This window comes from Pontibacter sp. GD7 (assembly GCF_058216375.1).
The window spans coordinates 381,529-403,546 of the sequence record NZ_JBYZMP010000003.1 but is presented as its reverse complement, the minus strand read 5'-3'; the positions used below and the strand labels follow the sequence as shown (position 1 = coordinate 403,546).

Annotated in this window: 18 protein-coding genes; 14 read left to right on the top strand and 4 right to left on the bottom strand. The window is 41.8% G+C overall.

The features are described from left to right. Window positions 1-61: 61 nt before the first annotated feature. Window positions 62-961 carry a YveK family protein gene (locus AC4BAP_RS07275; RefSeq protein WP_490581960.1) on the bottom strand — a complete coding sequence of 300 codons (900 nt, stop codon included), beginning with the start codon at window positions 959-961 and terminating at the stop codon, window positions 62-64. Window positions 962-1,189: 228 nt separating this feature from the next. Between AC4BAP_RS07275 and AC4BAP_RS07270 the strand changes: the two genes are divergently transcribed. The 9 genes from AC4BAP_RS07270 (at window position 1,190) to AC4BAP_RS07230 (ending at window position 10,695) form a co-directional block, all read left to right on the top strand. Further along, window positions 1,190-2,686, top strand: a complete 1,497-nt coding sequence (locus AC4BAP_RS07270) for an oligosaccharide flippase family protein (protein ID WP_490581959.1) — start codon at window positions 1,190-1,192, stop codon at window positions 2,684-2,686. 10 nt (window positions 2,687-2,696) lie between these two features. Further along, window positions 2,697-3,485, top strand: a complete 789-nt coding sequence (locus AC4BAP_RS07265) for a class I SAM-dependent methyltransferase (protein WP_490581958.1) — start codon at window positions 2,697-2,699, stop codon at window positions 3,483-3,485. A gap of 300 nt (window positions 3,486-3,785) precedes the next feature. Next, on the top strand, window positions 3,786-4,640 hold the full coding sequence (locus AC4BAP_RS07260; protein ID WP_490581957.1) for a glycosyltransferase family 4 protein: 855 nt from the start codon (window positions 3,786-3,788) through the stop codon (window positions 4,638-4,640). 21 nt (window positions 4,641-4,661) lie between these two features. Then, window positions 4,662-5,372, top strand: coding sequence for a glycosyltransferase (locus AC4BAP_RS07255; protein WP_490581956.1), 711 nt, complete (start codon window positions 4,662-4,664; stop codon window positions 5,370-5,372). Then, on the top strand, window positions 5,354-6,199 hold the full coding sequence (locus AC4BAP_RS07250) for a glycosyltransferase family protein (protein ID WP_490581955.1): 846 nt from the start codon (window positions 5,354-5,356) through the stop codon (window positions 6,197-6,199). Before AC4BAP_RS07255 ends, AC4BAP_RS07250 begins: the two co-directional genes overlap by 19 nt. A gap of 139 nt (window positions 6,200-6,338) precedes the next feature. Next, a complete protein-coding gene (locus AC4BAP_RS07245; protein ID WP_490581954.1) occupies window positions 6,339-7,493 on the top strand; it encodes a hypothetical protein in 1,155 nt (384 codons plus the stop codon). Beyond that, a complete protein-coding gene (locus tag AC4BAP_RS07240) occupies window positions 7,462-8,577 on the top strand; it encodes a glycosyltransferase (RefSeq protein WP_490581953.1) in 1,116 nt (371 codons plus the stop codon). The genes AC4BAP_RS07245 and AC4BAP_RS07240 overlap by 32 nt, the downstream gene beginning before the upstream one ends. Beyond that, window positions 8,574-9,410, top strand: coding sequence for a glycosyltransferase family 2 protein (locus tag AC4BAP_RS07235; RefSeq protein ID WP_490581952.1), 837 nt, complete (start codon window positions 8,574-8,576; stop codon window positions 9,408-9,410). Before AC4BAP_RS07240 ends, AC4BAP_RS07235 begins: the two co-directional genes overlap by 4 nt. Beyond that, the gene (locus AC4BAP_RS07230; protein ID WP_490581951.1) at window positions 9,391-10,695 is read left to right on the top strand and encodes an O-antigen ligase family protein; all 1,305 of its coding nucleotides are present in this window, start codon (window positions 9,391-9,393) and stop codon (window positions 10,693-10,695) included. The genes AC4BAP_RS07235 and AC4BAP_RS07230 overlap by 20 nt, the downstream gene beginning before the upstream one ends. Window positions 10,696-10,737: 42 nt before the next feature. Here the strand turns inward: AC4BAP_RS07230 and AC4BAP_RS07225 are convergent, their stop codons facing one another. After that, window positions 10,738-12,219 carry a sugar transferase gene (locus tag AC4BAP_RS07225; protein WP_490581950.1) on the bottom strand — a complete coding sequence of 494 codons (1,482 nt, stop codon included), beginning with the start codon at window positions 12,217-12,219 and terminating at the stop codon, window positions 10,738-10,740. A gap of 367 nt (window positions 12,220-12,586) precedes the next feature. Here AC4BAP_RS07225 and hisS point away from each other — a divergent pair, with 367 nt between their 5' ends. The 3 genes from hisS (at window position 12,587) to AC4BAP_RS07210 (ending at window position 17,533) form a co-directional block, all read left to right on the top strand. Next, complete coding sequence (gene hisS, locus AC4BAP_RS07220) at window positions 12,587-13,984, top strand: histidine--tRNA ligase (protein WP_490581949.1); 1,398 nt, start codon at window positions 12,587-12,589, stop codon at window positions 13,982-13,984. Window positions 13,985-13,992: 8 nt separating this feature from the next. After that, window positions 13,993-15,495 (top strand): histidine ammonia-lyase, encoded by a 1,503-nt coding sequence (gene hutH / locus AC4BAP_RS07215; protein ID WP_490581948.1) that lies wholly within the window; start codon window positions 13,993-13,995, stop codon window positions 15,493-15,495. A gap of 121 nt (window positions 15,496-15,616) precedes the next feature. Beyond that, complete coding sequence (locus tag AC4BAP_RS07210) at window positions 15,617-17,533, top strand: T9SS type B sorting domain-containing protein (RefSeq protein WP_490581947.1); 1,917 nt, start codon at window positions 15,617-15,619, stop codon at window positions 17,531-17,533. A gap of 53 nt (window positions 17,534-17,586) precedes the next feature. Here the strand turns inward: AC4BAP_RS07210 and AC4BAP_RS07205 are convergent, their stop codons facing one another. Continuing rightward, entirely contained in the window at window positions 17,587-20,019 is a 2,433-nt protein-coding gene (locus AC4BAP_RS07205; RefSeq protein ID WP_490581946.1) for an outer membrane protein assembly factor BamB family protein, read from the bottom strand. Between the two features lie 339 nt (window positions 20,020-20,358). On the opposite strand from AC4BAP_RS07205, the gene AC4BAP_RS07200 reads away from it, so the two are divergent. Next, window positions 20,359-20,694 (top strand): YbaB/EbfC family nucleoid-associated protein, encoded by a 336-nt coding sequence (locus AC4BAP_RS07200; protein WP_490581945.1) that lies wholly within the window; start codon window positions 20,359-20,361, stop codon window positions 20,692-20,694. Next, window positions 20,684-21,706: a glycosyltransferase family 2 protein gene (locus tag AC4BAP_RS07195; RefSeq protein WP_490581944.1), complete on the top strand. Its 1,023-nt coding sequence runs from the start codon at window positions 20,684-20,686 to the stop codon at window positions 21,704-21,706. Before AC4BAP_RS07200 ends, AC4BAP_RS07195 begins: the two co-directional genes overlap by 11 nt. Here the strand turns inward: AC4BAP_RS07195 and AC4BAP_RS07190 are convergent. Then, window positions 21,701-21,919, bottom strand: coding sequence for a PspC domain-containing protein (locus AC4BAP_RS07190; protein ID WP_187066083.1), 219 nt, complete (start codon window positions 21,917-21,919; stop codon window positions 21,701-21,703). The two genes, AC4BAP_RS07195 and AC4BAP_RS07190, sit on opposite strands and share 6 nt — an antisense overlap. Window positions 21,920-22,018: the final 99 nt, after the last annotated feature.

Genomic DNA, 22,018 nt, shown 5'->3' with positions numbered 1-22,018 from the left:
TTGAGCATGAAAAAAGCCGCTGCATTTAGGTGCAGCGGCTTTTTTGTGTATCATTGGATACTTACTTTAAATACGACTTGCTCAATCTTTCTTTACGAAGCGCGAAAATCAATCCTATTAAAAAGAAAGAAGCACCACCCAATAATAAGAATTTAAGCAAATTAGGGCCTGTTGGTTTACTTCTTGGCGAAAATCCTGTAACCACCTGGATATTATCCAATCTTTCAAGCTCTGCCTCTAGTTGGGCCTGTTCTTTATACATCCCAATACCTTCACGGAACAGATTAGTAGGGTCTAATGCTTCACCAAATACAAAACCGTTTACAGGTCCTCTCGGATTTGATACTGAAACTTTTAAACTATCTATCGATTTAATTTCGCTTTTAAGTTTCGTAATGATGTTTTCCACATGACGTTGCTTAATAAGCTTTTGCTTATAAAAATACCTGTTGTTCTCCAGATAGTTTGACAAAGCAGGCTCCATAGTACTGAACAAACCGTTGTCATACAGCATTAACTCAATTCTGAAGGGAGATCCTGTAAGTACACTATCTTCCGAAATCCTTTCATCATCTAGATTAGAGAATTTCATACCTTTAATTTGCTTTGCAGACTCTTCTGTTATATCGAGTCTACTTGAAATGGCAGCAAAGTTGTCATCATTTATCATTTCAACTAGCTTGCCCAACTGGTCCTCTACAAATTCATTCCTAATTTCAGACAGCACTAAAGTCATTGTAGAAGAGTAGTAGGGTTTAGTTGATTTAAATGCAAAATAACCAATCAACATGCCCACTACAGCAAATGCCATAATTAAATAGATGCGTCGAACCGTAACGTCTATTATATATTTAAAAACTCTAAAAAGCGAACTGAAGAAGTTATAGGCCTTCCGGTAAATAAAGCTTAAATCAAGCTCCTCATCCTCCAATTGGCGCTGACGTTCCTGTTGTGTTTTCATATAACTAGGAAATTAAATTACAAATCTAGTCAAATTCCTTAGTTATACTATATCTCATCAACTACAATTATTTGAATTTTAACTTTATTCTAGTTGAATACTCTTATCAAGCCATAGTTTAACTATTGGTATTCCAATTGGTAAGATTCTCTATAAATTATGTATTTTTGTGCTTGCTATTTACGTTAGAATTCCCTTTACCACCACCTATTATTACTTTCCATTTTGATGTTACCATTACTCCAAAAGTATAAGAAAAATAGTGATAGAGTTATAAAATCTAAAAACTTTAAAAATGCTTATTGGAGTGTTGCTGATGTAATTGTTTATCCGGCATTACTACTAATTACAACTCCAATTTTTTTAAGGGAACTGGGGCCTGAGCTTTATGGTGTTTGGATGCTTGTAAACTCTATTATTGCCAGCATTGGGGTTTTAAATGCTGGATTAGGCGAGGCTACAATAAACTTTATATCAAAGTACAGAGCTTTAGAAAATGATCAAAAGATAAAAGATATATTTAAAGCTACTTACAGTCTTACTTTTTCAGTTTTTCTGCTGGTTGTTGTTACCATTTACTTTACAGCTGATTGGATCATCTACTCTGGATTATTTAAAATAAGTACTGAGTTCAGAACGGAAGCAGTTTATGCTCTCCAAATCGCCTCACTTGCTTTTTCGTTGCGCCTAATAGAACAAATTTTCTTTTCTTACTTCAAAGCCTTTGAACGATTTGATATTTATTCAAAAATTTCAATCATCACACGCACGTTAGCTCTTTTATCAGGAACAGGCCTAATTTTGTCTGGCTATTCCCTTTCTGCAATTCTTTTCTGTAATGTATTTGCAACTTCTGGGTCATTGGTCTTACAAATCTTTTTAATATCGAAAGATCTTGGACTTAAGTCATTCATACCAGTATTTAATAAATCAGCTATTGCCGAAGTGTTTAGTTTCAGTGCATGGGCATGGGTTCAGACTATAATTGGAGTGTTCGCAGCTCAGATCGATCGTTACATTGTGGCCGCAGCAGTTGGAATGGAAACACTTGCCTATTACTCTATTGGATTTCTTGTAGCCACCCAAATTCATAACGTTTTCTCAGCAGGCTCAAGTTTTATTTTTCCACTAATTTCGAAGAAAATAGAAAGCAAGGAAGAGGTTTCACATATTTATTCAAAAATGCAGCTAATTGTAATTAGCATGGCATTGATTAGCATCATCACACTGGTGTTGTTTGAAGATCCGATATTTACACTATGGCTTGGATCCAAAGATTATTTAATGGCTAAAGACTTTATTAATCTCTTCCTTTGTTTTGAAGCACTACTTGTAACATCTGTTATACCTTATTACTACCTGATAGGCTCTGGCAACATAAAATTAAATACTGTTATCATGGCCACCAACACAGCAGTAACTGCTGCAGCAATGTTTATATTATTCAAATACTTAGGTGAAAACGGGTTAATCTGGGGTAAAATATTGACTATTGCTTTAACATCCCCCCTTCTTTATAATTTGCTTCACAGGCGTGTATTAAACGATAGTGAGGCTACTGCAGGGTTGAAGATACTATTGCCTAGCTTTGCCGCGGTAATTTTTATTGTAGCCTCAAACATTATTATTAAAGTTGTAGCAATAGTATTATGTTTTGCCTTACTTTATTTAATTTTTTATAAAAAAATAAGAAGGGAATCTACATACCACATACACTCAAGCTAAAAACATACTTATGGAATGCAAGATCTGCGGACACACTACAAAACAAGCTTTTACAACAACAATATTAAATAAATATGAAGGCAGTTATTACAGCTGCCCTAATTGCGATTTCATTCAAACATCAGAACCGCATTGGCTAGGGGAAGCTTACAGCAGTGCCATCTCTAATATGGATATTGGTTTGTTAAGCCGCAACATGTATGTCCAGCCAATACTAATGACGGTAATTAATAGCTTTTTTACTAATACAGCCCAATTTATTGATTACGGAGGTGGTTATGGTGTGTTAGTCAGAATGATGCGGGATGCAGGCTATGATTTCTATAGACAGGATATATATTGTGAAAACCTTTTTGCTGAAGGCTTTGATATAGGAAATAATGTTGGTCTGTCTGGCTTTGAATTAATAACGGCATTCGAAGTATTTGAACACTTAGTTAATCCAATGGATGAGATTGAAAAAATGCTCACTTATAGTGATAGTATTTTCTTTTCAACTGAATTAATACCTCATCAAAATGCAAACCCTGATAATTGGTGGTACTTCGTACCCGAGACAGGGCAGCACATAGCATTTTATTCGCACAAGACCCTGCAGTTTATTGCTTCTAAATTTAACTTAAGACTTTATACTAATAACAGAAATCTACATCTCTTGACTCATAAAAATATAAATGAATTTAAATATAAGCTGGCAACTAATTCGAAAATAGCCAAGCTCTTAGCCTTTTTAAGTAAAAAACCTCAAAGTTTACTACAATCCGATTTCGAGAGACTGCGCAAAGTTCATAAGCTTTAATTAAATAAAGACACATTATATTTTTCCACTTATTTAAAGCTTCCTTTAATGCAGGTATTGTACGACCACCAGGCATTCACTATCCAAAATTTCGGAGGTATTTCCCGATACTTTGTAGAATTATTTAATAAGTTTTGCTCTGATCCTGAAATCAAGCTGGGGCATACTCCGCAGTTCTCTAATAACCTGTATTTAAGCCAGTACAGTGGCATATTTAGTAAACAGTTTCTAAATACTGACCATAGCATCAGAAACCAGAATATCATGCGACATACTAACAATGTCATAAGCATGATCTCAATGGCTACTGGAAACTATGATGTATTTCATCCAACATACTACGATCCTTATTTTTTACGCTCCCGTTCCATTAAAAAGAAGCCCTTTGTTATCACATTTCATGATATGATACATGAGCGTTTCCATGGATTATATCCGGAGTTAAATACACCCTTGATTGCACATAAGAAGCGACTTTTAGAGAAAAGTGCCGCTGTTATCTCCGTTTCTGAAAGTACAAAACGAGATATTCTTTCTTTATATGATATACCTGAAGACAAAATTAAGGTCATCCCATTGGCTAGTTCACTTCAGGTATCTTCAAACATAGCTAAAGGCATAGCTGAGGACTATTATCTTTTGTATGTAGGCAATCGGAGTCTGTATAAAAATTTTATTTTTTTTGCTGAATCCATTACACCAATACTGGAAAAGTATAAAAACTTGAGACTGATATGTGCCGGAGGAGGTAAATTTACCCTGCAGGAAGATCAAAAACTGAGTCAACTTGGCATTAAGCAGCAAGTTGAGCAGGTTTCAATCGATGATAATAAATTGGCACAACTTTATGCCAATGCAATGGCTTTTGTATTTCCGTCTCTGTATGAGGGATTTGGCATTCCTACTATTGAGGCCATGAGTTGTGGCTGTCCTGTATTAGCCAGCAATGTAAGTTCATTACCAGAAGTTGGGGCGGATGCGGCTTTATATTTCAGTCCTAATGATAAGGACTCTATCAAAGAAGCAGTAGAAAAGATATTAACCGATTCTACACTTCGTAATACACTCATTGAAAAAGGATTTAAACGTGCTGCAGAGTTCTCTTGGGAAAAGACGGCATTATTAACTCACCAAGTTTATAAACAAGTTATTTAGGCACTTTGCCGAACTTTATCTGTGACAAAAACTACACCCTTAGTAAGTATAGTTACTGTTGTATACAATGGCGTCGATGCTGTTGAAAAAACTGTCGAAAGTGTTTTAAAGCACAAAAGCCCTGCTGTAGAGTACATTGTAGTTGACGGCGGATCTACTGATGGCACCCTGATAGAATTACGCAAGTACGCTGATTCGATAGATAAACTTGTATCTGAGCCTGACAGAGGAATATATGATGCCATGAACAAAGCATGGGATCTTGCTTCAGGCTATTATATTCTTAATATTAATCTAGGTGATGAACTTTTACACCTTCCAGAAAAAGAATTGTTGGAGGCAAAGGGACTTGACCTGGATTTAATCTCATTCCCTGTAATATTAAGTAACAATACCGTTTTCAAACCAACAGTGGGATTAAAGTTGCAGATCAACAACACACTGCATCATCAGGGCACATTTTATAAAAGGGCCCTAAATGAGAGGTATAACCTGAAATACAAAGTTTTCGCTGATTTTAATCTGAACCAACAATTATACAGGAAAGGGATAAAGACCAGAATATATCCTAAACCGGTTTGTAAACATGATATTGGGGGTATATCGCATAATCAAAAACATTTCTGGGAGGTGTATGATATTATCGGAAGCAATTTCGGAAAAGTGCATAAGTTCATTGCTTTCCTTAACTTTAAAGTATTAGGGCTAAAAAAATGGATAAAACAGAGATAAAGCTTTTTCTTTTGGTTGTCCTGTACAATAAATCTCTTCAAACTTCTGAGACGCTTACCTCTCTACTTAAGTTGAAGGATCAGCTGCAGGGAGCGAAACTGCTTATTTGGGATAATAGTCCTAAATCGCTTATTACTGCAGATGAAATGAGTGTCATTGAAAGCAAGTTGGAACAGATTGAATATATAGCTTCTCCGGAAAACCTTGCCCTTTCAACAATATATAATAGAGTAATCCAAAGACCTGAATTAGATGCATATACAGCGTTGGTGCTGTTAGATCATGATTCTGTTCTTGCTGACAATTTTTTTGAAGAAGCCAAAACGCGTATAGCTCAGTATCCCGACATCAACTTGTTTCTACCGATCGTTGAGTCGAACAACGAAATTGTGAGCCCGGCTAATCTGTACCTTTTCAAGGGAATTCGCTGGAAAAAACCGCAGAGAGGTATCATGTCAACGAAATGGAAAGCAGCCATTAATAGTGGCATGATCATAAGGTCTACTTATTTATCCAAAAGGTTTCTGGGTTACGATGAACGCCTCAGGTTTTATGGTACAGACACATATTTTATGAACTGTTATGCCAGTCAAAACCAATATTTTTATGTTTTGGACACAAGTATAAAACATCAGCTCAATTATTTTGAGAAGGAGGAATTAGATTCCAAACTACAACGCTTTCACGAAATCAAACGATCAACAGCTTTGTTGAATGAACGACCTTTATTGGCACGTGTAATTACTGAGGTTTATTTGGTAGGGTTTTCTATACTGCAGGCAGTGCGTTTTAAAAGTCTTAGATTTGTTTATGATTACAAACGTTAGCGATTTTATTCAAATAACGCTCTGGACTATCTGTATAATGGGGATTTATGTCCTGCTTTACAGAAAGCACATATTCTCTATTTACGATCCTCTCCTGTTTTTCCTGATAACAAACACATTTACCACTTTGCTGATGTTTATGCAAGTCAAGGAGATTCAGCAATTGGTTTATTTTATTTTGTGCCAACTAGCTTTGTGGGTAGGTATTACCATCTTTCGGTACAGAATAGAACAAACAGAAGTAATTCATTTCAGCAGTTTCAATATTAAATTATTGAAATCGGTTATTTACGCTTTGTTCGCTGTATACATGATCGCCAATATTTATGCGGGCATGCGCGTAGGATTCCCAATCTTTAGTGATGATCCGACAGGAGCAAAAAGCGGGATCTATGTTGGAGGCCTAGGTATTGTCCGGCGTATAAATTGGGGTGCAAGTGTTTTTCTCTCCTGTTCCTGTTTTATAATGCTTTTCATCAGTAAGCGAAAAAGCACTTTCTTATTCATCCTGTTCTGCCAGGTATTATTTACTAGCCTCAGTGGTTCTAAAGGAGGGTTGTTAAGTTTTCTGTTTATGCTGGCTTACATTCTTAAGCGTCCAGGATTTCAGGTTAATATTGATTTCAGCACCTTCCACAAGTATAAAAACAACTTGAAGTATATCCTAATCGCGGGTGTTGTTGTAGCAATTACTGTACTGTATCAGGAGAGAGGCTCAGTTACAAGCGCTTTTTATGGGCTTTATAACAGATTGCTACTTTCCGGTGACATTATACTTTACTACTATCAAACACATATTTATACATATTTTAAAGAAAGTTATTCTGCGCTAGATTTTCTATCGCATGAACTAAACAGCGTACTCGGACTTTTCAGAATTACAGAGTATGAGTTCCCTTTAGGTTTTGAAATGGTAAAGCTACATATTGAAAATACGGGTGAACAAGTACCAGAGATACCGATAGGGCCTAATACTCAATTCTTCATAAAAGGGCACATTTTTTTCGGCTTTATTGGTGGAGTTATCTATAGCTTATTTGTAGGACTTGTTATCGGGTTTCTAAGAAAGAATTTCTTCATTTCTAAGACATTTTCTTTGATTAAATTCGCCTTTGCTTACTCACTTGTTGTTTTAGCCTTTACCTATGCCATTGAGTCAAACTTATTTATCTCGCAAGTTTTTGATTTGCTTATCTTTGTAGTTCCAATCATAGTTATAAGCTATGGCTTTCTTAAGTTTGGCGAGATATCTAAGAAGTTAAATGAAAAAGAAAATAGTTATTTCCGCCATTAATATACACTACGGTGGAACACTTTCTATAGTAAAAGATGCGTTACGTTGGCTGTCAGAAAATGCGTCAGAAGAGTATGAAGTAATTGCACTGGTTCATAATAAAGATTTATACCCTTTCACAAACATAAACTATATAGAATATCAAGATTCGCGTAGTTCATGGCTAAAACGGCTAGGATATGAATATATTCATTTTAGAAAACTAAGTAAAGAACTAAAGCCTTATTTATGGTTTTCTTTACATGATATTTCGCCAGCGGTACATGCTGATGTAAAAGCAGTCTACTGTCATAATGCAAGTCCGACTTATAATATATCATTAAAGGAAGGGTTACAGGACAAAGTTTTTGCAGCATTTACATTTTTGTACAAGTACCTCTACAGAATGAATATCAGTTCCAATACCTATGTTATTGTACAACAGGACTGGATTAGAGATTTCTTTAAAAAGAGTTTTGATTTACCCCATTCAAAAGTAGTGGTAGCTTACCCCAATGTGATCCAGCTGCCAGTTACACCTCAGGATACCTATGCTGCTAGTTCCATGACAGTATTTTTCTATCCATCTTTTCCGAGGGTTTTTAAAAACTTTGAGGTAATATGTGAAGCAGTCAGTATTCTCAAAGCAAGGGGCATAACCAGTTTTGAAGTTGTTTTAACTACTGATGCCGCAGAAAACCCATATGCTATTAATACTTTATCAAAGTATAAGTGCATACCTGAAATTAAATTTGTAGGCTCACTTACTAGAGAAGAAGTAGAGAACTACTATCACACCAGCGATTGTCTGATCTTCCCGTCTAAACTGGAAACCTGGGGCTTACCAATATCAGAATACAAGCCATATAAAAAACCAATGTTACTCGCAGACCTGCCTTATGCAGTTGAAACCGCAGGTACTTATGATAGAGTTGCATTTTTTAACCCTGAAAGCTCCGAAGACCTAGCCAGATTGATGCAAGGCATTATTGAAGGCACACTTGTTTTTTCCCCGGTTTATGCAAAACCTGTTAAGGATCCTTTTACCCGTAATTGGGAAGAACTGTTCCACTTACTTTTAAATAAGCACAGAGTCTTATCATGAGTATACTTGTTACCGCCTCTATTGTAACCTACAACAATAATGTTCAGGTGCTATCCGAGGCTATATCCAGTTTTTTGAAAACAACGCTTCCTTCAAAGCTTTACATCGTTGATAATTCACCGACAGATAATCTGAAGACCTTATGTCTTGATGACCGGATAGAGTATATTTTTAATGGTAAGAACCTGGGTTTTGGTAAAGCGCATAATATAGCTATCCGGAAGTCCATCGCAGCTAAAGTACCTTACCATTTGGTGCTTAATCCAGATGTATACTTTGAGGCTGGAGTGATAGAAGACCTCTACACTTTCATGCAGACTAATCCTACGACAGGTCAAGTAATGCCAAAAGTTCTTTATCCGGATGGTAGCGTACAATACCTGTGCAAACTTCTTCCCTCCCCCTCAGATTTCTTTACAAGAAGGTTTATAAAGGATGAAGCTAAACTCCGGAAGCTGAACGAAACGTTTGAGTTAAGATTTACTGGGTACGAACAAAAGATGAATGTGCCATACTTATCCGGTTGTTTCATGTTTATAAGAAACTCTGTGTTAGAAGATATAGGCCTTTTTGATGAGCGCATCTTTATGTATTCCGAGGATGCAGATTTGTCCAGAAGAATACATATGAAGTACAAGACAATGTTTTTACCAGAGGTTCAGATTTACCACCACTTTGCCAAAGGCTCGCACAAAAGCCTGAAATTGCTTTTGTATGCTATACATGGCAATGTAGTGTATTTTACTAAATGGGGGTGGTTTTGGGACAAAGCTCGAAAGAAAATAAATGCCAAGGTGCTAAGAGACTTGAAGCATGAATCTAGCGAAGTATAAACTTTACCTGTTTACGGTATTAGTAGTTTCCATACCGTGGTCAATTACTATCACAGGCATTGCTACCATACTTCTGGTCTTGATAACGATTATTGAGCGTAACTTTAAAATCAGATTAAAGACAGTTCTGAAAGACACTCATTTGTTATTACTAGTATGCTTCTTCTTACTACATGTTATAAGTCTTGTATATTCATCAGACAAAGGAGCAGCAGCTTTTGACCTTGAGAAAAAACTGTCTCTACTGTTATTCCCATTTATACTTACGGGTCAGGTTATTAAATTGGAGGGCAGGGAGTGGCGCATTATCAGTAATGCATTTATCGCAACCGTTGCTGCAGCGTGTTTATATTGCTTGGGGTATGCCTTTTACAGGAACTTTACAGAAGGCGATCCAGCTGCTTTACCCTATTCATTTTCTGAGAACTTTGGGCTGAAGAACAGCCTGGGAATATATTGGGACTACTTTTCATACAGTGAATTGGCAAAACCATTAAAACTGCACCCTACATATTTCTCCTTGTTTACAGTTTTTACCGTCTTCTTACTTATACAGCAGCTTATAACAAAAAGTACATTAGTAATTTGGCAGAGAGTGAGCCTTATTACATTGATAATTTTCCTCCTTTTTTTTACGCTTTTACTATCCTCACGCATAGTTATATTGGGGTTTCTAATTTCGCTGATTGTATATTTTGTTTTGCACACCTGGACCTATGGTCTCAAAAAAAAGCATGTAGTTTTTATTTTATTTGGCTTTGCAAGTATCTCTTTCCTGTTGCTTGCATTACCTGTTACACGCTACCGATTGATCACTGAAACTACCGAGCTTTTCGAGCAAAGAAAACCTACAACGGAAAGTGGGGTCAGTCAAAGATCTCTCATTTGGGACACAGCCTCAACAATTGCCAAGGACAACCTATTTTTTGGCGTTGGGATCGGAGATATCAGCCACCATTTGGATCAAAATTATAGTTTGAAAAACCATCCTGAATTAATAGGTCTAAATGCCCATAACCAGTTTTTGCAAACATTACTTGGCACTGGTATATTAGGTTTTATCATTCTTGTTGCCTTGCTCTTTTACCCATTATACCTTTCGCTATTAAACAGAGATGCACTTCGTGCAATATTCCTGCTTCTCATTATAATATCAAGTTCAACTGAGGCTATACTACAGACGAACAAAGGCTTGGTTTTTTTCGGTTTTTTCTATTGCCTCTTATTTTCAGGATACACTAAGAGGAAGTTTAATAGTAATATCACACAAATAGAAAAGCCCTGACTTTACCAGGGCTTTTCTATTTAAACTGTTTTGTTTGACAGACTACATACCTTTAAATCTTACAACAACACTGATTGTCTTTAGCAGCACTTTTACATCCATCATTATAGAGCGGTTCTTCAAGTAATATAGATCATACTGTACTTTCATTAAAGCATCTTCAGCATTAGACCCATACTTGTAAATTGCCTGTGCCCACCCGGTAATTCCAGGTTTTGCCAAATGACGGGTATCATAAAAAGGTATCTCCTTTTTCAACTGCTCAACAAATACCGGGCGTTCTGGTCTAGGTCCAATTAGGCTCATATCACCTTTAAGAACACTCCAGGCCTGAGGTAATTCATCGATTCTGGATCTGCGTAGCAGTTTACCTACTTTAGTGATTCTGGCATCATTCTTTTGAGCCCAGGCGGCCCCATTTTTCTCAGCATCAACTACCATAGACCGGAACTTTGTAATTTTGAAAGTCCTGCCGTACAAGCCTACGCGTTCCTGACTATAAAAGAGCGGCCCTTTACTTCCAAAAAAGTTAGCCAGGTATACAAATGGTATAAATAGCGCACATACAGTTACTCCAACAACACCAAAAATTATATCTAATGATCTTGAGAAAACAAGGTAAGCGGTTTTGAAGTGGTTCCTGTTATACGGAAATGCCAGGCTAAAGTCCCTTGCTGTATTATGAACTAAAACTCTGCCAGTAAGATTTTCATAAAAGTCTGTAAGAGAAGTAACAGCGATCCCATTTTTCCGGCAATTGGTTAATTCTCTTAACGAGATCGTATCATTTTCCTGATGGCTAGATTCGTCAACAATTATTTCATCAATTTTCAGGCGCTTGGCAAGTTTGGCAATATTTGATGTTCCACTAACTATTCGAATACCTTTATACACTGACTGGCTGTTATTCTCATCAATTACCCCAACCACTTTATAGCCAAGATGATAGTTAAAAATATCTCCGTTTGCAAATACATCAATCAATGATTTGCTGGACCAGCCTGAACCAACAATTAAGATACGTTTTAAGAAAAGAGGCCGGTCAAGAAAACGAGAATAGATATACCTCCAAATAATTAATGAGGCCGACACATTAAAATAAAACAGAAATATCAATAATCGGGAAGGTAAAGGAGGAGTATACCAAGGCAACAAAACATATGAACCTACAGTTAATGTAACAGCTATAAATAAATATTTAACTGTAGAATAAAAGTTGTTGATGTTCTCTAAATTATACAGATCAAATACATAGGAGAAGAAGCTCCATAATAAAGCTACAGTTACAAAATAAGCATAATGGCTTTCGAAAATCTGACCTGTGGACATACCGGGTAAAATACCAAGGCAATACACAAATGTAGCTAGAAATACTAAAGCCAGATCCAGTGTAAAAAGAAGGTATTTCCTATCAGAAACCTCAAAAGAGAATAGCCTTTTGTCGACAAGAAAAGATAATAACCTAGAGTTAGGTAAATTAGTTGTAAAGTTTGTTTCCTTAAGTTTGGTAGCGCTAATACTCATCACTAAATAGTTAATGTCATTTAATAATAATTTCTGAATTCCGACAAGAAGACCCAAAATCACAACATAGGGTTGCAAGTATATTCAGATTTATTTTTTGCTAAGTGCTTCTCAAATAGCGCACGAAATTAGCTTATTTAATTGGCATTACAAATAGAACGGATATAACAATATAATGTAGTATATCAGGATCGGTGATTTTCTTCTTGCGAAAAACTATACTTTGTTAAATAGACTGTGAATCACTACAATTTTAGCTTCATAGTAAATTTTGCTGCGGTTAATTAAATATGCTTTTTAAATAGCTTAAGCTCTATTCCCTCCTTTCCCCAGCTTTTAGTAACTTCGCCGGCAAAGTTGCAGAAGTATGAGCAAAGAGAAACCATCTATACCTAAAGGAACCCGCGATTTTGGCCCCGCAGTTGTGGTCAAGAGAAACTATATCTTCCAGACGATAAAGCAGACATTCGAGAAATTTGGCTACCTGCCACTCGAAACACCCGCCATGGAGCAGCTTTCGGTGCTCACCGGCAAGTATGGCGATGAAGGCGACCAGTTGCTTTTCAAGATACTGAATTCCGGTGATTTTATGGCCAAAACCAGACCCGAGGATATTGAGCAAGGGTATAAGCACCTGACCCGAAAAGTATCTGAGAAGGGCCTGCGATACGACTTGACCGTGCCTTTTGCGCGCTTCGTGGTGATGAACCGCAACGAAATCACGTTTCCGTTTAAGCGCTACCAGATACAACCTGTCTGGCGTGCCGACAGACCACAAAAAGGACGTTATCGTGAGTTTTACCAGTGCGACGCCGATGTGGTGGGCACCAACTCCCTGCTTTGTGAGGCTGAGATCGTGCAGATGATAAACGAGGTGCTTACCAACCTTGGCCTGACGGATTTTACTATCAAGATAAACCACAGAGGCATACTTGCCGGTATTGCAGAGGCGATCGGTGAAAAAGGACGTGAAGGGGATATTTGCGTGGCCATCGATAAACTGGATAAGGTTGGGAAAGAAGGCGTGCGGAAAGAACTGCTGGAAAGAGGCATTTCCGAGTCTGCTGTTTCAAAGCTGGAGCCGCTTTATACTTTGGAGGGCAATAACGAAGAGATCATGAGGCAGTTGCAAAGTGTACTGGGCAACACTTCTGAAGGTGAACGCGGCTTGAATGACCTGCGCGAAGTATGGATGTACCTGTCCGCGCTTCAGAGTGAAGCATTAACTGCTGCAAATGAGTCTGGCAATCCGCGCCTGATGCTGGATGTTACACTTGCCAGGGGACTCTCCTACTACACCGGCTGTATTTTTGAGGTAAAAGTGAACAACGTGAGCATGGGCAGCATTAGCGGCGGTGGCCGCTACGACAACCTGACGGGCATGTTCGGCATGCCTGGTGTTTCAGGTGTTGGCTTCTCGTTTGGTGTTGACAGGATCTATGATGTAATGGAAGAGCTGCAGCTATTCCCTACAAGCAGCCAGGTGGGCACCAAAGCCCTGTTGGTGCAGTTTGACAAGGAATCTGAAATGTATGCCCTTCCAGTATTGCAGCAGTTGCGCGATGCCGGCATTGCCGCTGAATTATACCCGGAACCAGCAAAACTTAAAAAGCAGATGGGCTACGCTGACCAGAAAAACATCCCTTATGTTATACTTATCGGCTCCGAGGAAATGGCAAGTGGCAAGCTGAAACTGCGCAACATGCAGCTAGGCGAGCAGCAGGACCTGACCATTGGAGAAATCATCAGCATATTAAACAAATAACAAACTAAATGAGCCACGTGCATTACATCTCCAGCGATCATTTAAGCCTGGAGACGATAGAAACGATCATCAACGAAAAGTATACTTTAGCGCTTTCTGAAGATGCCGAGCAGCGCATTACCAGCTGCTATAATTACCTGCAACAGAAGATCAAAGATTCTGACCGCAGTATTTATGGCATCAATACCGGCTTTGGGTCTTTGTACAGTAAAAAGATTTCCCCTGCCGACCTGGAGCAGCTGCAAAGTAACTTAGTGATGTCGCATGCATGTGGCACCGGCCCAGAGGTACCGGCCGGCGTAGTGAAGCTGATGCTCCTGCTTAAGATACAGTCGTTGGCCTATGGCCATAGCGGTGTGCAGCTGCAAACGGTAAAGCGCCTTATTGATTTTTACAACCGTGATATATACCCGGTGGTTTACCAGCAGGGCTCGCTGGGTGCCAGCGGCGATCTAGCCCCTCTGGCTCATTTATGCCTGCCCCTGATAGGTATGGGTGAAGTTCACTACCAGGGGTATAAACTGGCCAGTGAGCATGTGTTGGAGATGTTTAGCTGGGAGCCGATTGCCCTGAAAGCAAAGGAAGGCCTGGCCTTGCTGAACGGCACACAGTTTATGGCTGCCTATGGCGTGTATGTACTGTTAATGGCCAAGCGCCTTTCACGGCAGGCAGACCTGATCGGTGCGCTGTCGCTGGATGCGTTTGATGGCAGGATCGAGCCATTTAACGAACTCATTCACCTGATAAGGCCACATAAAGGACAACTGGAGACAGCCGCGAGGTTCAGGGAGTTACTGGATGGCAGTGAGCTGATAACTCGTGAAAAACAGCACGTGCAGGACCCTTATTCTTTCCGTTGCATACCACAGGTGCATGGTGCCTCTAAGGATGCCATTGCCTACGCAGAGCAGGTGTTTCTGACGGAGATTAACGCTGTTACCGATAACCCAAACATCTTCCCGGATGCTGACGAGATCATCTCTGGGGGCAATTTCCATGGGCAGCCTTTGGCCCTGGCGCTGGATTTTCTGGCGATAGCACTGGCAGAACTGGGCAGTATCTCTGAGCGCAGAACCTACCAGCTTATTTCCGGGCAGCGTGGCTTGCCAGCTTTTCTGGTTGCCGAGCCCGGACTTAATTCAGGCTTCATGATCAGCCAGTATACCGCCGCTTCTATTGTAAGCCAGAGTAAACAGCTGTGCACGCCTGCATCCGTAGACTCCATACCTTCGTCGCATAACCAGGAAGACCATGTAAGTATGGGAGCCAACGCCGCTACCAAGCTTTATAAAGTTGTGCATAACCTGGAGCGCATACTGGCCATTGAACTGATGAACGCCACCCAGGCCCTGTATTTCAGGAGGCCGGGCAAAACCTCTGCCATACTGGAAGAATTAGCAGCCGAATTTAAGGTAGCCGTGCCATTTGTAGCCACCGACAGGATACTGCACGACGACATCATAAAAAGTATAGATTTCCTGCGCAGGCAAAGGCAAAGCCAGCAAGTATAAACCAACACCCGAAAGACCTTGTTTAAAGTATACTTTGGCAAGGTCTTTTTAATTTTATAGACAATAAAAGTGGCTGATGTGCTTTATTTAGGTAAATTCGGTAAAGCTTTCCGGTAATAATTTGATCAGGGCTATACTATACATAGCGTTTCTTTTTGCATCTCTGTCATCCTTTGCTCAGGGCAACAGGTGCTTTAAAGCCTATGCCCCAGGCGGAGCAGAAATAACCACACTTTGCGTAAACCAGGAGGTAACTTTTCAGGATTGCGGCAATGTAGTGCCCGATGACCAGGAGTATTATGTATTCGACTACAAATCCGGAACTCAGGTTACAAATGCCACGCTGGAGAAAAAACATACCTACACCACTCCCGGCAAGTATAGGGTACTGCAGATTGCCAACTATGGTGGCGCCACCCTTACCGACACCGTTTCGAGGGTATTTGAGGTAAAGGCTACTCCACAACCAACTTTTACCGTTACCGCCTGTGCCAACAACAGTGTGCAGGTTAACATCACCGACACCAACTACGACAGCTATACCATAGACTACAATGGAGGAGGCGCACCTGGACAGGCACAGAGAGGCGTAAACCCAACGTATACTTATTTTTCGAATGGCACTTATAATATCACTGTCATTGGGGCTTATAATGGGGCATCTTGCATAGGCAGTGGCTTTAAAGAAGTCACTACGCTTCCGCAGGCTACGACCCCGACCCTGCGTGGCCTTACGGTCAGGCAACAGGCAAACTCAGGGGAGATACAGCTTGACATACAGGATCTGCAGCCGGGATATAGGTATATTGTGGAGCGCTGGCAGGACCCCAGAATAAATTTTCAGAAAATAGACACGATCAAAAACGTTACCCAAAGCAGTATTAGCCATACTTTGCGCAATGTGAATACTACTGAAGGGGTTTGGTATTTGGTTAGAATTGCGGACCAGTGCGGTAGTATTATCAGCAACAGCAATTCCAGGATAATAAGCTCTATTTCCCTGGAGGCTAGGTCAGGAAACGAGCAGGCGCTGCTTACTTGGCAAAGTATGCCAAGCGCTGAAAAGTATGAAGTATACCGCAACAACACCCTGGTTACAACACTGGACAGTAACACCAAAAGTTACACAGATGCAGGGCTGAGTTGCGGACAAACCTATTCATTTTTCGTCAGAGGAGTTACGGCTGATGGCAGCACCTCCACTTCCGCCACTAAAACGGTACAGGTAACTTCAATGGCCACGCCAGCTGCGCCATACTTATTGGCTTCCTATAATTTGAATAACCAGGTAGAGGTAAGTATAACTTTACCACAGGATAAAACCGCTCAGAAAATTGAGCTGCAGAAAAGTATAAACGGGGCTGCCTATGGTGCACTGGCCAGTATTTCTCAGACAAAGTATACCGATGTAGTTACCAAACCGGAACCCACCTGTTACAGAGCCTCCTTCACAGACCCCTGCAATAACACCTCTCCTCTCAGCAACATTGCCTGCCCTGTTGTGTTGCAGGCGGCGCAGCAATCGGATGGTGCAGTTCAACTTAACTGGACACCCTACACAGGCTTCCCGGGTGGCGTACGGTCATACACCGCAGAACTTTTGGACGCAAACGGTAACGTGGTAACCTCCTTCCCAGTAACCGGCACCACCTACACTGACAGGATCCTGAGTAACGACCAGCAAGTGCTTCGCTATCGCATCAAAGCTACGCCAAATAGTGGCACGGAGGTATCTTACTCTAACACGGAGAAGATCGAACAGGACCTGAAACTGTTCATCCCCAGCGCTTTTACACCCAACGGAGATGGTCTGAATGACGTGCTCGAGATCAAAGGGCGTTTCATAAACAGTTATACTTTAAAAGTATACAACAGCCTGGGCAGTGTAGTGTTTGAGTCGTCTGATGCGGCCAAAAACTGGGACGGCACTCACCAGGGCAAGCTATTACCTGCCGGCGCCTACGCTTACGAAATAACGGTAAAAACTGAGTTTGGCACCACTAAGCGCAGAACGGGCACTGTGACCTTGCTCAGGTAAACAAAGTATAAAAAGAGAGAGCTGTTACGGCCCTCTCCTTCTAATGTCCTCTGTTACCGTTTCAGCAGCACTTTTATACTTTGCGAGCCTGCACTGGTAACTAGTCTTGCGATGTAGAGCCCCTCGCTTAAGCTTTCTCCACGCAACTCAAACTTTTGCATGCCTCCGGCCTCTGCAGTGCCAGTAGCTAATTCTCTCACCAGCCTACCTTTTGTGTCATACACTTCCAAAGTATAAGCTTGTCCCCGTTCCACAGAGAAGGAAATAGTAGTACTTTCAGAGAATGTGTTCGGGTAGGCCAGCAAAAGCTCTTGGGCATCTGCGCTTACTTTACTGCCGCCTTTAGCGGTAATACTTCCGGTGTTTTTTCCATGTATGACGATGTTGCCTCTATCTATGGCCGGCCCCTGATTGGAAAGGTTCAGTATCTCGTCGCCCTGGATGAAGCTGTTGTAGACCATGCGGTTGTGGCGATCCATGTCCCACACCAACACGCGCAGCCTGTCGCCGGGGTCATCCTGGCCTGGGTTGCCTGCATCCATTACCGAGGCGATGAAGCCGTAGCGCCCTTTGCCGTCGATCGTGCCCTCGCCTCTCCAGGCCGCCTTGTCGCCAGTTACGACCAGCCAATCCAGGGAACTGCTTCGGAACATGCCAAGGCCAGTAATTTGCAGGTGGGTTTGCCCAGTTGGTGTTACGGCATACTTACCGCTGTAGCGCACACTGAAGTTAAAGCCCAGCCGCTGTCCGTTTGCTGTCGCCTGCCCCGCACCCGTCACGAAGCCTGCTTCCGGATCAAAGACCGGCATCCACTGCTCGTAGCCTTCGTTGGTCGGGCTTAAGCAGCTCTGCGAGAAGTCAAGGCCAATCGGGTAAATGCCCGCACTTGAGTAAGTATGTTCGCCGGTGATGCGGGAAGTGCCGTGTGCCGTGTAGGCTATCGTAGACGCAGTGCCGTCGCCCCAGGTCCAGCGCACGCCGTGGTCGGCTCCCAGGATGTATGGCCGAAAGTCGGCGGTGGTACGCACCTGCCAGCCCACCCACTTGGCCACAGGCGGAAGGTAAAGCCGCACCTGTACCGGAATATGGCAACTGGCTTGAGTTTGACTATACTTGGTAGTAAGCATATCCCAGTGCGTGACAGGGTCAGTTACCACGCCGGCTACAAAAATGCTCCGTTGGTTATCGAGGGTTAGCTTACGTGGTTCCTGCTCTGTCGCAATGCTCCATACTTTCTGGCCGTTTACGGCATTATATTTCTGGATCTCGTTAGTGGTTATTGTTTTCGAGATGTACAAGCCCCCCGAACCGTCAATTACCATATCCGAGACAAAGCCGCCCATTACGAGGCTCCACTCCTGCTTACCTGTAGATGACTTGAAGGCGAAAACCTGCTCTGACAAATCAGTGCCTCGAACGTATACACGGCCATCATCGCTTGCCAGTACTTGGGCCACGAACAATTTAGAACTGCCTGCAGAGAGCAGCGTCTTTAGCCAGACCTGTGCCCCGTCCGATGAATTATACTTTAAAAGGAACGGGTCAACGAGTTGATTTTGAGTTTGGTCAACGTAACTGTAACCAGCCAGGTACACCCCTCCGGCATGGTCAACATCCATAAATCTGACGGCATCGTTTACAGTCTTATCTAATACGCTGCGCCAGATCATACTTCCGTCTATGCCATACTTTAGGGTAATAACGTCGTTGTTTGTTGATGTGCTTGCCCTTATGCCCGTAACATACACATTACCTTCCTTGTCTGGCGTAAAGGTTACAAGGTCATGCAATTCTGAATTTGCAATTTCACTGCTGTAGATTTTCTGCCAGATAGTTTCACCTGTCTCGGCGTTAACCTTTGATATAAACTCCATGGAGCGCACATCAAACATTGAGTTTGCCAACCCTGAGATATAAACGTTTCCTTTACCGTCAAGCTTTAGTTCACCACCGAAGTTAGCCTGCCCCATGCCTTGTGCAGCGTCCCAGATCAGGTTACCCGTAACGCCATCATATTTGCGCAGGATAATGTCCGGTCTGGAATCACTTCCAACGTTCGTGCCCAGCACATATACATGGCCCTTGCCGTCTACAGCCATGCCTACTATCTCATTCCTTCTACCAGCCTCCAATTTATTCAACCACATTGTTTCCCCTGTTGCAGCGTACTTTATCATGAATGCAGAGGCAATGTCACCTGTTCTTGAAGTGCTTCTCCCAGCTATCACAACATTGCCTTCGGCATCTGCTTTAATAACCACCGGTGAATCGTAGGCTGGCTCCACCGCGGAAACAGCGGTGCCATGCACTTGTACCTGGCTTCCGTTCTGGGTTGCTTCTACTGCACTAACTGGCAGGAAACCACTATACTTTCGCGACCATTCTTTACTGGGAGTTTGCGCGTAGTCTGGGCTACTACTAAAACAAAAGAGAATTGTACAGGCAAGTAACTTAAGCCTGGTGCGGCTAAATAAAATTGTTTTCATAGAGAGTAAGATAAATTGAGCATAAATTTAGATATAGCCTGAGAGCTATAATTCCGATCATTGGCAGGGTTCAAGGCCACAGCGGAAATGGACGAGAAGCATCGGGCGCTTATTAAAATAATATACTATAAAGTATAAATTTAATACCAATTTAAAGTTTAAGGAAATAGTGAAGATAGCTCAGTAGTTAGTAGAAAGATGTTTATGACCTGTAGGAGAATATGCTACTGTCTGTGCTTTATATACAAGCAGCAAGCATGGTAACTAGAATGCTCGTATATTTGCAGAGGTGCGCACAAGTATAGCAGTGCGCCATTCCACATCAATTAAGAAGAAACTATGTTTGATATGTTCGGCATGATGGGCAAAATGAAAGAAGTCCAGGCCAAGATGAAAGAAGCACAGGAGAAATTAAAAGACATAACCGTTACAGCAGAGTCGGGCGCAGGTCTTGTAAAAGCTACTGTAAACGGGCAGCGTAAACTGTTAAAGATCGAGATCGACCCCTCTATACTTAATGATAAAGACCAGGACATGGTGAACGACCTGGTAGTGGCTGCCGTGAACAACGCCATGCTCACTGCCGGCGAGCGTGCCCAGGAGGAACTGAAGAAAAGCACTGAGGGCTTACTCCCGAACATACCCGGCTTAGACTTAGGCAGTTTTGGCTTATAATCCGGCTCACACGGCCGTAGTTATACTTAACTGGAACGGACTACGGTTTTTGCAAGAGTTTCTGCCATCGGTGGTGGCGCATAGCGGCAATTGCGAGGTAATCGTTGCCGACAATGCCTCTACCGATGGCTCTGTTGCTTTTTTACAGGAGCAGTTCCCGTTGGTAAGGCTTATACTTTTAGACCAGAACTACGGCTTTTGTGAGGGCTACAACAAGGCGCTGCAGCAGGTGGATGCCAAATACTACGTGCTGCTAAACTCTGATGTAGAGGTGCCGCAGGGCTGGACGGAGCCTATTCTTGAGTTGATGGAATCCGACGAAAGTATAGCCGTGTGCCAGCCCAAGATACTTTCTCAACAGCACCCGGGCTTTTTTGAATATGCCGGAGCAGGTGGCGGCATGCTGGATACGTTAGGCTACCCATTCTGCCGTGGCCGCCTGTTCGAGACGCTGGAAGAAGACAAGGGGCAGTACGACGACGTGCAGGAGATCTTCTGGGCAACCGGGGCCTGTATGTTTGTGCGGTCAAACGTTTTCCATGGACTGGGAGGTTTGGAGCCAGCCTTTTTTGCACACATGGAGGAGATAGACTTTTGCTGGCGCGCCAAGAACGCCGGCTATAAAGTGATGTACAATGGCCACAGCAAAGTATACCATGTTGGCGGCGGCACACTGCATAAATCGAACCCGCGCAAAACCTTTCTTAACTTCCGGAACGGGTTTGCGCTGCTGTATAAAAACCTGCCTGCAAAAGAGCTTGTACCTACCTTAACCATCAGGTTGATACTGGATTGGATTGCTGCATTAAGAATGCTGATGGCCGGCCAGACCAAAGATGCCAGGGCCGTGCTGGATGCCCATGCCAACCTCCTACGCAACAGTGGCTATTGGGGCAGACAGCGTAAAAAGCTAACCCTGAAAGGCAATTTCCCTGAGCAGACAGGCGTTTTCAGGGGCAGTATTGTGTGGGAGTATTTTGTGCGGCAAAAACGCACGGTAACCGAACTATAGATCCCAGACGGTGCTTCGCTCACGGCGCAGGTGCTTGCGTACATTCATCCAGAAGGCCAGCATCAGGTAAATAAGCACCGGCGAACCCATAGTGAGGAATGAAACATAGATGAAAGTGAGGCGGATGCTGCTCGTAGCAAAGCCAAGTTTTTCACCCAGCATCGTACAAACACCAAATGCCTGCGATTCGATAAAGTACTGTAGCCGTTTCATTAATGTATTGTTAAGTATGGTATAAAATTATCGCTAATTATACTTTTGTCAAAATTATTTGAGCTGTGGCAAGTATAAACCATAACGCAAAATACAGTA

Bases quoted from the DNA above. Each gene is read 5' to 3' on its own strand.
- AC4BAP_RS07275 (WP_490581960.1), bottom strand. From the start codon at position 961: ATGAAAACACAACAGGAACGTCAGCGCCAATTGGAGGATGAGGAGCTT.
- AC4BAP_RS07270 (WP_490581959.1), top strand. From the start codon at position 1,190: ATGTTACCATTACTCCAAAAGTATAAGAAAAATAGTGATAGAGTTATA.
- AC4BAP_RS07265 (WP_490581958.1), top strand. From the start codon at position 2,697: ATGGAATGCAAGATCTGCGGACACACTACAAAACAAGCTTTTACAACA.
- AC4BAP_RS07260 (WP_490581957.1), top strand. From the start codon at position 3,786: ATGGCTACTGGAAACTATGATGTATTTCATCCAACATACTACGATCCT.
- AC4BAP_RS07250 (WP_490581955.1), top strand. From the start codon at position 5,354: ATGGATAAAACAGAGATAAAGCTTTTTCTTTTGGTTGTCCTGTACAAT.
- AC4BAP_RS07245 (WP_490581954.1), top strand. From the start codon at position 6,339: ATGCAAGTCAAGGAGATTCAGCAATTGGTTTATTTTATTTTGTGCCAA.
- AC4BAP_RS07240 (WP_490581953.1), top strand. From the start codon at position 7,462: ATGAAAAAGAAAATAGTTATTTCCGCCATTAATATACACTACGGTGGA.
- AC4BAP_RS07235 (WP_490581952.1), top strand. From the start codon at position 8,574: ATGAGTATACTTGTTACCGCCTCTATTGTAACCTACAACAATAATGTT.
- AC4BAP_RS07230 (WP_490581951.1), top strand. From the start codon at position 9,391: ATGAATCTAGCGAAGTATAAACTTTACCTGTTTACGGTATTAGTAGTT.
- AC4BAP_RS07225 (WP_490581950.1), bottom strand. From the start codon at position 12,219: ATGAGTATTAGCGCTACCAAACTTAAGGAAACAAACTTTACAACTAAT.
- hisS (WP_490581949.1), top strand. From the start codon at position 12,587: ATGAGCAAAGAGAAACCATCTATACCTAAAGGAACCCGCGATTTTGGC.
- hutH (WP_490581948.1), top strand. From the start codon at position 13,993: ATGAGCCACGTGCATTACATCTCCAGCGATCATTTAAGCCTGGAGACG.
- AC4BAP_RS07205 (WP_490581946.1), bottom strand. From the start codon at position 20,019: ATGAAAACAATTTTATTTAGCCGCACCAGGCTTAAGTTACTTGCCTGT.
- AC4BAP_RS07200 (WP_490581945.1), top strand. From the start codon at position 20,359: ATGTTTGATATGTTCGGCATGATGGGCAAAATGAAAGAAGTCCAGGCC.
- AC4BAP_RS07190 (WP_187066083.1), bottom strand. From the start codon at position 21,919: ATGAAACGGCTACAGTACTTTATCGAATCGCAGGCATTTGGTGTTTGT.